The 12,502-nt window shown below is 61.5% G+C and carries 8 protein-coding genes; 5 read left to right on the forward strand and 3 right to left on the reverse strand.

The window, feature by feature from the left end:
- The first annotated feature begins 340 nt into the window (after positions 1–340).
- The 3 genes from M0D66_RS10230 to M0D66_RS10240 all read left to right on the forward strand — a co-directional run bounded on the left by M0D66_RS10230 (position 341) and on the right by M0D66_RS10240 (position 6,519).
- Positions 341–2,542, forward strand: a complete 2,202-nt coding sequence (locus M0D66_RS10230; protein WP_200651023.1) for a hypothetical protein — start codon at positions 341–343, stop codon at positions 2,540–2,542.
- Positions 2,543–2,608: 66 nt separating this feature from the next.
- Positions 2,609–4,075: a flippase gene (locus M0D66_RS10235; protein ID WP_200651022.1), complete on the forward strand. Its 1,467-nt coding sequence runs from the start codon at positions 2,609–2,611 to the stop codon at positions 4,073–4,075.
- Positions 4,072–6,519: a glycosyltransferase family 4 protein gene (locus tag M0D66_RS10240; protein WP_200651021.1), complete on the forward strand. Its 2,448-nt coding sequence runs from the start codon at positions 4,072–4,074 to the stop codon at positions 6,517–6,519. Before M0D66_RS10235 ends, M0D66_RS10240 begins: the two co-directional genes overlap by 4 nt.
- Positions 6,520–6,816: 297 nt before the next feature.
- Here the strand turns inward: M0D66_RS10240 and M0D66_RS10245 are convergent, their stop codons facing one another.
- A complete protein-coding gene (locus tag M0D66_RS10245; protein WP_200651020.1) occupies positions 6,817–8,028 on the reverse strand; it encodes an acyltransferase in 1,212 nt (403 codons plus the stop codon).
- Between the two features lie 243 nt (positions 8,029–8,271).
- Between M0D66_RS10245 and M0D66_RS10250 the strand changes: the two genes are divergently transcribed.
- Together M0D66_RS10250 and galU are read left to right on the forward strand one after the other, a co-directional pair.
- Positions 8,272–8,415, forward strand: coding sequence for a hypothetical protein (locus tag M0D66_RS10250; RefSeq protein WP_167378338.1), 144 nt, complete (start codon positions 8,272–8,274; stop codon positions 8,413–8,415).
- Positions 8,416–8,721: 306 nt separating this feature from the next.
- On the forward strand, positions 8,722–9,639 hold the full coding sequence (galU, locus tag M0D66_RS10255; protein ID WP_093634048.1) for a UTP--glucose-1-phosphate uridylyltransferase GalU: 918 nt from the start codon (positions 8,722–8,724) through the stop codon (positions 9,637–9,639).
- A gap of 162 nt (positions 9,640–9,801) precedes the next feature.
- Here galU and M0D66_RS10260 read toward each other — a convergent pair whose 3' ends face one another.
- Both M0D66_RS10260 and M0D66_RS10265 read right to left on the reverse strand, forming a co-directional pair.
- Entirely contained in the window at positions 9,802–11,976 is a 2,175-nt protein-coding gene (locus tag M0D66_RS10260; protein WP_200651019.1) for a malate synthase G, read from the reverse strand.
- Between the two features lie 102 nt (positions 11,977–12,078).
- A complete protein-coding gene (locus M0D66_RS10265) occupies positions 12,079–12,483 on the reverse strand; it encodes a heme-binding protein (protein ID WP_093633733.1) in 405 nt (134 codons plus the stop codon).
- Positions 12,484–12,502: the final 19 nt, after the last annotated feature.

The following is a 12,502-nucleotide window of genomic DNA, read 5'->3' on the forward strand; positions in this document are numbered from 1 at the left end:
CATTTAATCGATTTTTAAATCATTTTCTTTCACGACGCTTAAAGCGTCGAATATTTTTGAATTATTTTCGATTTTCGTCGCGGCATTCTTTCCGCGTAATGTGAGCCGTGTGGACGGGGGCCGGGGATGGCGCGTGCGTCACGCGCCGAGCGCTTGTATTCGACCGGGTTCGGGCTGCGGCGAATCTGCGCTCAACGCCCCTTCTTATACGTCGTGTCTTGCGGGAATCAGTCTCGTGTTCTTGCGTCGCTTCTAGCGGCCCCAGCTGTCATCTCATTGGATTTTGCATCCGCGCGGGCTTTTACCCCATCGCGGCACGGCCCTGATTGGAGGAATAACTTTGGCCCGTTTCACGTTCAAAACCTGGTTTGCTGTGTTTGCCTATGCGGCCGGAATGACGGCGGCATCGGTCAGCTTCACGGCATCCGCGGAAACCGCCTTGAACGCGAAAAACTCCTGGATCGGCAACACCTTCGGTTTCGGCGATGGCACGTGGACGCAGATCAACATCACCGCCATCGCGGTCGCGCCCGACGGCAAGGTCTATACGAACGCGCCGTGGGACGAAAGCGGCGCCGAAGCGAGTGTCTACCAGAACGGCAAGATGCTCGGCTTCGCGGGCGGCACGCATGGTTGGGGCAACGCTGGCGGCAGCGCGATCGCGGTGAATCGGAAGTACGCCTTTGTGGCGATCCAGGTTGGCAACGAGAAAGGACGTCTGGTCGAGCAGGGCGTGTGGCCGGAGAAGGGTAAGCAATGGTTCGGCATTTCGCGCAGGCAGATCGCCGATCCGAAGCGCGCCGCGCCGTTCCAGCCGGCCGCGAAAAGCGCCGACCCGCATGCGCAACTGGCAGCGGGCTTTCTGATGATGAACGAAGTGCCGACCGGCACGAGTGCCGAAATCGGCGGTTTGGCAGCGAATGACACGACGCTTTACGCGGCGAACACCGCGCGCGATCGCATCGAGGTGTATGACGCGGAATCGATGCAGCAGAAAACAACCTGGACCGTGCATGAGCCGGGCCGTATCGCGTTAGCGCCTGACGGCACGCTCTGGGTTTTGACCGGCACGCGCAACGATAAGACGCCGCAGGTGGAGCACTACACCGCCGCGGGCAAGCGCATCGACGAAACGTTCACGTTGCCCGCCGATACGGTGGCGGTCGATATCGCTTTGGATGCACAAGGCCGCGTTCTGATCGCGGACAACGGCCCGCGCCAACAGGTGCTGTTTTTCAGCAAGAACAACGGCCGTTATGCAGAGTCGGGCTCGCTCGGTGAACGCGGCGGCATTTTCAGCGGTACGCCCGGCAAGCCGGGGCCGCAGCGCTTCAATGGTTTGACCGGTGTGGGCGTGGATGCACGCGGCAACGTCTATGTGTCGACCAACGGCATCGGTCCGCGTTACGACCCGATCGGCGCGGGCCTCGGCGCCACGCTCGAGAGCTACGCGCCGGACGGCAAACAGAACTGGCAGGTGCAAGGATTGTTATTCGTCGACGGCGCGTGGATCGATCCGTCGCGTCCGGACAGCGTCTATACGGGCAACAAGCGTTTCGAACTCGATCTCTCGAAGCCTGCGGGGCAGGACTGGAAATACGCGGGCTTTCTGTCGAACCGCTTCAAGTATCCCGACGACCCGGTCTTTCACACCGACCAATATCCCGGCTTGCCGATCGCTCGCAAGCTCAAGGGCCGCACGTTCCTGTACTTAACCGACATGTACGCGGATCACCTGAAGATCTATCGTTTCGACCCGCAGCACGACGGCGAGACTGCGATTCCTTCGGGCTTCATCGCCGGGCGTGAGCGCGCGGTCTCCAAGGTGCCGAATGCGCCGCCGGGCGGCGACTGGATCTGGCGCGATGTGAACGGCGACGGCAAGTTCAACACGGACGAATTCACGCTCAACACGAGCGGCACGAAGCTCGCGGGCGGCTGGGGCTGGTGGGTCGACAGTGCCGGCGACATCTGGCGCACCCGCGATAACAAGGGCATTTACCGCTTCCGTTTCGGTGGACTCGATGGGAAGGGCAACCCCATCTACTCGTATTCGAACCTGACGCAGTACCCGGTGCCGCAGCCGTTCACCGAACTGCATCGCGCGATCTATGAGCCCGAGACCGACACGATGTACGTGACCGGCTATACGCCCGATACGCCGGTGGATCGCGGCTTCTGGAAGGAAGTGGGCCGCGTGCTGGTGCGCTACGACAAATGGTCGAGCGGCAATCCGGTACAGCGCTATTCGCTCACGCTGCCGTGGACCACGCAGACCAAACCCATCGCCACGATCATCGGCCTCACGGTCGAAGGGCAATACATCTTCGGCGTGGAACCGGTCGGCGCGGTGCACGTGTGGGACAAGGACAGCGGCAAGGAGATCGGTGTGATCCGTCCGGGTCCGGAAGTGGGCAGCGCGTCGGGTTGGGTCGACGTACCCAACGGCATCAGCGCCGCGAAGCGCAGCAACGGCGAGTACCTCGTGTTCGTCGAAGAAGACGCCCGCGGCAAAGTAATGATGTATCGCTGGAAACCATGACACAACGTATGGCATGACCGCTTTCTTCGTAATACCAGGCAAATGTAGTCAAACCCAAGGCATCCGATGGACAAAGGCATTCTCAAGAACGTAGCGATCAACTTCTTCGGGCTGGTGCTGCCGACTTTCGTCTCGCTCGTGACCGTGCCGTCGTATATCAAGCTGCTCGGTGTCGAGCGCTACGGCGTGATCAGTCTCGTGTGGACCCTGATCGGCTACTTCGGGATTCTCGATCTCGGCATGAGCATGGCCGCGCAGAACCACATCTCGAAGGCGCGCGCCTCGGGCGACAAGGGCGAAAGCGCGCGCGTGTTCTGGAGCGCGACGTGGCTCAATCTCGCGACCGGTGTGATCGGCGGCCTGATCATCTATTTCGGCGCGTTTCTGTACACCGCGTACTTCACCAAGGTGTCACCCGAGTTGCAGCATGAGGTCTATATGGCGCTGCCGTGGCTCGCGGTGGCGATTCCGATTGCCAACGTGTCGTGGGTCTTCGCCGGTGCGATCAATGGCGCGGAACGCTTTGGTGTCTACAACACCAATCAGACGATCGGCACCTTCCTGTTCCAGTTGCTGCCGCTCGGCGCCGCACTGTGGCTGGGGGCGACCTTGCAGAACGTGCTCGCCGCCGCGGTGTTCGCGCGGATTCTCGCGGCGATTCTGCTGGGCCGCTCCGCGCTGAAAGTGCTGGACATCCGCAGCATTCTGCCGCCGCAACTCGGCGTGGCGAAGGGGCTCTTCAACTTCGGCGGCTGGATGCTGATTGCGAGCGTCACCAACATGATCGCTGAATCGCTCGACCGCGTGATGCTCGGCACGAGCCTCGGTGCACGCTTCGTGACGTACTACACGGTGCCGCAGAATCTCGTGACGCGTCTGAATATCGTGCCGACCGCGCTGGTGCGCACGCTGTTTCCGCGCCTGTCGGCCGTGGGCCGCGCGGATGCGGACACCATTACCCAGCAGTCGCTCGAATTCCTGAATGGCGTGTTCACGCCGGTCGCCCTGGTCGCGATGCTGGTACTCGAGCCGTTTCTGCATCTGTGGGTCGGCAATGAGATCGCCACCGTGGCAGCGCCAGTGGGCCGGATCATGATCGTCGCCGTGTGGCTCGTCGGCCAGGCGAACGTGACGCGGATTCTGATCCAGTCGCAGGTCAACCCGGCCACCGCCGCGCGCGTCGGCCTCTTTGAATTGCCCTTGTTTGCAGGGGCGTTGTGGCTGGGCATTACCCATTTCGGCTTGACGGGCGCGGCGATGGCCGTGGCCGGCCGGGCGCTCTTCGATTACGTCGTGCTGCTGCGCCTGTCGGCGATTCGCGCCCGCCAGATCGCGCTCGACATGCTCGCCCACCTCGCTTTTCTGCTGGCCAGCCTGTGGCTTGCCAGCTTCCTGCCGAGTCTCGCCTTGGCGATCGTCGCCGGCCTGTTGATGGTTGGCGCGAACGTCGCCTGGTCGATCACGATGACACCCGCTTTGCGCGATCTTGCGCGTTCACTGCTGTTGCGACTGAATCCGAGGAAAAGCGCATGAACCACGAAGTCCTTGAAGAAGCCGTGCTGCAACCCGCGACGCGCAGCGCACTGGCTGAACTCACCACCGTTCCCGGTGCTCAGGCGCCGTCGCGCCGCTCGGCGTTGCGCAGCGACAAGACGGTGCGTGTCGCGATCGTGCACGACTGGCTCGTTACCTATGCGGGCGCCGAGAAGGTGCTCGAGCAGATCGTTGCGTGCTTTCCGGACGCTGACCTGTTCAGCCTCGTCGATTTTCTCGACGATCGCAGCTTCCTGCGCGGCAAGCCGGTCACGACCTCATTTATCCAGAAACTGCCGCTTGCACGGACCAAATACCGCACGTATCTGCCATTGATGCCGCTCGCAATCGAGCAGCTCGACGTGTCGGCCTACGACGTGGTGATTTCCAGCAGTCACGCGGTGGCGAAGGGCGTTCTGACCGGCCCCGATCAGGTGCATATCAGCTATGTGCATTCGCCGATTCGCTACGCATGGGATCTGCAGCATCAGTACCTGCAGCAGTCGAAGCTGACTGCCGGGCCGAAGTCCGCGATGGCGCGGCTGATTCTGCACTACATCCGCAACTGGGATATCCGCACGTCGAATTCGGTGGACGGCTTTGTTGCGAACTCCGATTTCATCGCACGGCGGATCAGGAAGGTTTATCAACGCGAAGCGCAGGTGATCTTTCCACCTGTCGATGTCGAAGCGTTTGCGCTGTGCACCGACAAGGATGATTTTTATCTGACCGCCTCGCGGATGGTGCCGTACAAGAAGATCGATCTGATCGTCGAAGCGTTCGCGCAGATGCCGGAGCGCAAGCTCGTGGTGATCGGCGACGGCCCCGATATGCAGAAGATCCGCGCGAAGGCAGGGCCGAATGTCGAGATCATGGGCTACCAGCCGTTCAAGGTGCTCAAGGAAAAGATGAGCCGTGCGAAAGCGTTCGTGTTCGCCGCGGAAGAAGACTTCGGTATTTCGGTGGTCGAAGCGCAGGCCTGCGGCACGCCGGTGATTGCCTACGGCAAGGGCGGGGCGCTTGAAACCGTGCGCGATCTGTCCGAGTCGAAACCCACGGGCATGTTCTTCGATGAGCAGAACGTCGAGTCGATCATTGCGGCGGTCGAGCGTTTCGACGGCCACGTGAAGCGTTTCTCGCCGGCGGATTGCCGCGCGAATGCCGAGCAGTTTTCGGCTGCGAATTTCCGCGAACGTTTCTTCGCCCACGTGCGGGCTTCGGTGCCGGCATTGCGCTCGGCGACGTTGCCGACGTACGTCCCTTATAAAGCAGAGCCGGGCGCCACCGCGCCGCGCATTCTCGCGGTCGATCAGAGTGGCGTGCTCGGCGGCGCCGAGTTATCGCTGCTGGAAATCGTTAAAGCCTTGCGCTCGCGCATCGAAGTCGTGCTGTTCGACGACGGTCCGTTCCGCACCGCTCTGGCCAAGGCCGGCGTGACGGTCAACGTGCTGGAAGCCGGCGCATTGCGCAACGTTCGCAAGCAGGGCGGCTCGTTGCCGAAGGGGCAGGCACTCAAGGGCCTGACGTCGCTCGTGCGCGCCACCGCGAAACGCGCGCGCGACGCCGAGGTGATCTACGCGAACACCCAGCGCGCGATGGTGATCGGCGCGATTGCCGGCAAGCTGGCCAGACGGCCGGTGGTCTGGCACCTGCGCGATATCGTGAGTTCCGAGCATTTCGGCGGCAAGCAACTGGCGATCATCAAGTGGTGCGCGCGCCTCGGCCTCACGCACGTGATCGCCAATTCGGCGGCTTCCGCTCACGCCTTCGCTGAACTCACGCACTTTGACAAAAAGCGTATCGACGTGGTGTTCAACGGTATTTCCGCGACGCCCTTCGACGCGTTGCGCACGGTCCCGCAAGCGACCCTGCGCCAGCGCCTGAACCTGCCGCAGGATGCGTTTCTGGTCGGTTCGTTCAGCCGCCTCGCGCGCTGGAAGGGCCAACACGTGCTGCTTGAAGCGATGGTCCTCAATCCGCAGATGCATGCCGTGCTGGTGGGTGCGCCGCTGTTCGGCGAGGACGCGTACGAGATCGAGCTGCATGCGTTCGTCGCCGCGCACAACCTGGGTGGCCGGGTGCATTTCCTCGGCTTCCAGCACGACATTCCGGCCTGCATGTGCGCGGTCGATGCCGTGGTCCATACGTCGATCACGCCGGAGCCGTTCGGTCGCGTGATCGTCGAGGGGATGCTGGCGCAGCGGCCGGTGGTGGCGGCACGCGCAGGCGGCGTGCTGGAGATCATCGACGATTACGAGAATGGCGTGCTATGCACCCCCGGCGACGCGCATGGCCTCGCCGACACGCTCGCCGAGCTGCGCTCGAACGACGACCTGCGCAACAAGCTGGTCAGAAACGGCTATCAGACGGCGCTGAGCCGGTTCGGGACGGCAACGTATGTGGAAGGTGTCGAACGGATTCTGAAGCGCGTGGCGGGGCGTTGAGGGGCTTGTGCGGGCGCTTCTTGAGCAGATGAACGTGCGAAGTGATTTAACGCGGGGGTAGGCAGGGACTCGGCCAGTCTTTGTCGTTAGCGCAGCGGAGCGAAAGTCCTGGGGACTTCCGCTCCGTTTTTTTCGCGCGACACACAGGCTATGCAACCGACCGGCTATGCAACCGACCGGCTATGCAACCGGGTTATACAACGTGGTCCCGGCGGCACGGCTTCTTCACATTGTCGAAGGAGAAACCTGTTTCTGAACTGAACAGTGTGTTTCTCCGACCTTTCTCTTACATCGCTCTCAGGCTGGCTTCACTACGTTCTTCGGTTTGAAACTCGCGGACCACTTCATCGCCGGCAGTTCGACCAGCCGGTAGAACACGTAGGCCACCGGCACGGCCACCAGCATGTAGCCGAACGACGGCCAGATCGACATCTGCAGCGACGAACGGAACAGGATCGACGACAGCAGCACGAAGATGGGCAGATGGATCAGATACAGCGAGAAGCTGAAATCGCCGAACCGTGACAGGAGGCGCACGCCTGGGGTATCGGCCTTATCAGCATTAGGGCGCTCCAGCGCCTTGTACAGGTAGAAGGCAAAGCCGACCGCCCACAGTTGGAATGCCCCGTACTGGCCGAAATGAAACGCCGCGCAGCCGAGCGCAATGAACGCCGCGGCGAGCACGTAGAGCCAGACCGACGAACGCGCCTCCGGCGTGCTACGGGCCTTCGCGTCGGCGATCCACGCGCCGAGCGTCCACGAAAACCAGTAGGACGTGAAGAACTGCAAATCGTGGCGCTCGAGCACATAGGCGGACACCACATTGATCACCGCGACGATCGCCAGCACGGAAGTCATGCCCAGACGCCGGCGCAGCGCGAACAGCAGCGGATAGATCGCGTAGAACTGTACTTCGAGCGATAGCGTCCAGAGCGCGCCGTTCGACCCAAACGTCTTGCCGGCCACCCCTTGCAGCGAAAACAGGTTGACGAGGAAGGCCTGCAGGCCGATCTCGCGAATCTTGTGGTTGACCGGCGGCAACTGCAAGCTGACCCAGTCGAGTGCAAAGGTCAGCACGAGCGCCGCCAGCAATACCGGATAAATGCGCGCGAAACGGCGGATCCAGAAATTGCCGGTGTCGAGCCGGTAGTCGGGATTTTTTGCCAGACGTAGCGCGCCGCCGCGATGAATGCAGTAACCGCTGATCACGAAGAAAATCGGCACGCCGGCCGAGCCCCACGCAATCGGGAAGGTCAGGTAGGCGGCGATCGTACTCAGACTGAAAGAATGGCCGACGCTTTGGTGAAAGGTTTGCATGCCCACCCATTCGACCTGGCGGCAATGAAAATAGGCGACCAGAAGCGCGGCAAAGCCCCGCATGGCGTCGATTACATGTTCCTTGCCGGCGCTCTCGGCGCGCGCTTCGCTCTGCGCGCGCGGCGCGGCGGCCTTTCGTGACGGGGAAAGGGGCAGGGATGAGCCGGCGGCATCCAGTGCTGAGTCGCTCATACGCGGTCCTTAATCTGAAGGAAGAAAAAGCTTATTCCGCGGGCACGCCGTGCGCGCCCGCGGTGCATCACATGCTAGTGCACAGCGCAGGTAAAAAAACGATAAAAAATTGCGTGGCAAATCGAATTAAATGGCGATTTTGTGACGAAGTGTAATTCCGCATAAGTACTTGCTACATCGAATTATTTACCGCTTTTGTTGTGCTAATTTAAAGCACGGATTCTCTTGACCAGAGGTGAAGTCATGAACCTGCATTTACTCGCCGGCATTGCCGTGCTGCTGATCCTTGTCGCCGCCTCCGCCTACCGCGAGGCGCTGCGCAACGAGCCGATCCGCCGTTTTCGGATGAACCCGGGCAAGCTGCCCCAGATCGACGAGAACGAATGAGCGGTGCGCGGGGGCGCTTTCGTGCATCCACGATGCGCCCCCGGACGAGCTTGAGATGGCCCGTGATCCGCTTCGCCGGATACGTAAAATTTTCGGAATTTCAGAAAATAATTCGACACCGATACGTAATTGTTTCCTGATGCATGCCACGATCCGGAATATCGAAAGCCAATCGATTTATTTATTTGGATCGAGAAAAATTAACGCACGAAATGGATTAATTTTTTTGTTAGTCTTTTCTGCGACATCGAGTGGCCGCGAGGCCCGCGAACACACTAATTTCTAACCGATGTGGGAATGCCTACCATGCTGAAAGTCACCAAAGCCGTGTTTCCCGTAGCGGGCCTCGGGACACGCTTTTTGCCGGCTACCAAAGCAAGCCCCAAGGAAATGCTGCCGATCGTCGACAAGCCGCTGATTCAATACGCGGTTGAAGAGGCGATTGCCGCCGGCATCACCGAGATGATCTTCGTGACGGGCCGCAGCAAGCGCGCTATCGAAGATCACTTCGACAAGTCCTACGAGATCGAAGCCGAACTCGAGGCACGCAACAAACAGAAGCTGCTCGACCTCGTGCGCAGCATCAAGCCGGCTAACGTCGACTGCTTCTATGTGCGTCAGGCCGAAGCCCTCGGTCTGGGCCACGCGGTGCTGTGCGCCGAGAAACTGGTGGGCGACAGCCCGTTCGCCGTGATTCTGGCGGACGACTTGCTGCACAGTTCGAAGCCGGTGATGAGCCAGCTCGTCGACACCTTCAACCACTATCACAGCTCGGTGATCGGCGTCGAAACCATCGCGCGCGAAGACAGCCGTTCGTACGGCGTCGTGGATGGCCGCGAGTGGGAAGACAATGTGATCAAGCTGTCGGGCATCGTCGAAAAGCCGGCGCCGGACAAGGCGCCGTCGAACCTCGGCGTAGTGGGCCGCTACGTGCTGATGCCGACCATCTTCAAGCATATCCGCGCGCTCAAGCCGGGCGCGGGCGGTGAGCTGCAATTGACCGACGCGGTGCAATCGCTGCTGACCGAAGAGCAGGTGCTCGCGTATCGCTACTTCGGCACACGCTTCGATTGCGGCAGCAAGTTGGGCTATCTGAAGGCGACCGTGGAATTCGCGCTGCGCCATCCGGAAGTGAAGGCGGAATTCGAAGCGTATTTGCAAACCTATATGCAGGCGAATATGTCGGCCGGCGTGCCGGCGCAGTACACGGCTGAAGCAGCTTAAGGTGTAGGAAACTCGGTGTAGGAAACTCTTCACGCAGAAGCAACGCGCAGCACTATCGCGCAAATTAAAACGGGCGCCGCATGATGCGGCGCCCGTCTTTCTATCTGGGCTGCTTATCTGGCCGGATTTGCGGCTGGTACCCAGGTCATGCGCAAAAGGCCTTTACTGCGCCTTCTTCACTTCCAGCCGGAACTTGTGCAGCAACGGTTCCGTGTAACCGCTCGGCTGTTCACGTCCTTCGAACACCAGCGCCTGCGCAGCCTTGAACGCCAGCGTGTCGAAGCCCGGCGCCATCGGCTGGTAGTGCGGATCGCCCGCGTTCTGCTCGTCGACCACCTTCGCCATGCGCTTGAAGGTCTCTTCGACCAGCTCGCGCGTGACCACGCCGTGATGCAGCCAGTTCGCAATGTGCTGGCTGGAGATACGCAGCGTGGCACGGTCTTCCATCAGACCGACGTTGTGAATGTCCGGCACCTTCGAGCAGCCCACACCCTGATCGACCCAGCGCACCACGTAGCCGAGAATGCCCTGAGCGTTGTTCTCAACTTCGCTGCGGATCTCATCCGCATTCCACTTCGCTTCGGCAACGACTGGAATCGTCAGCAGGCCGTCGAGCAGTTCGTCGCGAACCTTCGAGTAGTCCGTGCGTTCGAGCTCCTGCTGAACCGCCTGTACGTCGACCTGGTGATAGTGCAGCGCATGCAGCGTCGCGGCGGTCGGGGAGGGCACCCATGCGGTGTTCGCACCGGCCTTCGGATGCGCGATCTTCTGTTCGAGCATGGCGTGCATCAGGTCCGGCATCGCCCACATGCCCTTGCCGATCTGCGAGCGGCCACGCAGGCCCGCGCTCAAACCGACCAGCACGTTGCTGCGCTCGTACGCGGCAATCCATGCGCTCGACTTCATGTCGCCCTTGCGCATCATCGGGCCGGCTTCCATCGCCGTATGCATTTCGTCGCCGGTGCGGTCGAGGAAACCCGTGTTGATGAACGCGACACGTTCGGACGCTTCGCCGATACAGGCGAGCAGGTTGACGCTCGTGCGGCGCTCCTCGTCCATGATGCCCATCTTGATCGTGTTGCGCGGCAGCTTCAGCAGGTCTTCGACGCGCGCGAACAGTTCGCTCGCGAACGCGACTTCGGCCGGGCCGTGCATTTTCGGCTTCACGATATAGATCGAACCGGTGCGCGAATTCAGCTGGTGCTTGCGGTCGTGCAGCGCGCACAACGTGGTGATGACGCCATCGAGAATGCCTTCCGGAATTTCCTTGCCGTCTTTCGTCAGCACGGCCGGATTCGTCATCAAATGGCCGACATTGCGGATGAACAGCAGCGAGCGGCCATGCAGCACGACCGGCGCTGTGCCGTTCGCGGCGGTGTACACGCGATCGGCGTTCAGACTGCGCGTGAAGGTCTTGCCGCCCTTCGTGACTTCTTCCGTCAGGGTGCCGTTCATCAGGCCGAGCCAGTTGCGATAGAGCTGGACCTTGTCGTCCGCATCCACGGCTGCAACGGAGTCTTCGCAGTCGATGATCGTGCTCACCGCGGCTTCGACCAGCACATCCTTCACGTGCGCCGAATCGGTCTTGCCGATCGAATCGTTCGCGTCGATCTGGATTTCGAAGTGCAGGCCGTTGTGCTTCAGCAGCACGGCGGACGGTGCGCTCGCGTCGCCCTGATAGCCGATGAACTGCGCCGGCGTTTTCAGTTCGGTCTTGCCGCTCTTCAGCGTGACGACGAGCTTGCCGCCTTCGACGCTATACAGCGTGGCGTCGACGTGCGAGCCGTTCGCGAGCGGGGCGGCCTGGTCGAGAAACTTGCGGGCATAAGCGATCACCGCGGCGCCGCGCACCGGGTTAAAGGCCTTCTGCTTTTCGGCGCCGTTGGTCTCGGGGATCGCATCGGTGCCGTACAGCGCGTCGTACAGGCTGCCCCAGCGGGCGTTGGCCGCGTTCAGCGCATAGCGCTGATTCGACAGCGGCACGACGAGCTGCGGGCCGGCCTGTTCGGCGATTTCGGTGTCCACTTGGTCGGTCGTGGCTTTGACGCTCGCCGGCGACGGCACGATGTAGCCGATGCCTTCGAGGAAGGCACGGTACGCGCGCAGATCGCGCACCGGACCCGGATTGGCGCGATGCCATGTATCGAGTTCGGTTTGCAGGCGGTCGCGCTCGGCCAGCAGCGCACGGTTTTTCGGCGCCAGCTCATGCACGAGTGCGTCGAAACCTGACCAGAATGCGGCGCTGTCAATTCCGGTGCCGGGCAGGGCTTCGGTTTCGACGAACTGGTCGAGGTTGGCGGCGACTTGCAGTCCACCGCGCGTGTTCATCTGAGTCATCGACTGCTCCATCCTTGAATGGGACCGATGAGGGGGCATCGGTCCGTGTTGTGTTTCGTTTTTATTGCCGCCGCTTTGAACGGATTCCGAATGGCTCCCGACTTAAGCGGCGATTGCCTGAATACCGGCCTTGGCGATCTGCGCGTCCTGATCCGACTTGACGCCCGACACGCCGACCGCGCCGACCACCTGGCCCTCGACGATCACCGGCACGCCGCCTTCCAGCGTGCCTTGCAGCGGCGCGCTCAGGAATGCCGTGCGGCCGTTGTTGATCATGTCTTCGTATACCTTGGTTTCGCGGCGGCCGATCGCCGAAGTGCGGGCTTTTTCCGTCGCGATGTACGAACTGGCCGGCGCGCTGCCGTCCAGACGCAGCATGCCGAGTTGATGGCCGCCGTCGTCGACCACCACGATGGCCACGGCCCACTGGTTCTTCTCGGCCTCCGCGCGGGCGGCTTCGAGAATTCGGGTCGTTTCGGCAACGGTCAACACGGGTTTGCTCAGCATAATGAATTTCCTGTTTCGT

Source organism: Paraburkholderia sp. SECH2 (genome assembly GCF_030464795.1).
Lineage (GTDB): Bacteria > Pseudomonadota > Gammaproteobacteria > Burkholderiales > Burkholderiaceae > Paraburkholderia > Paraburkholderia aspalathi.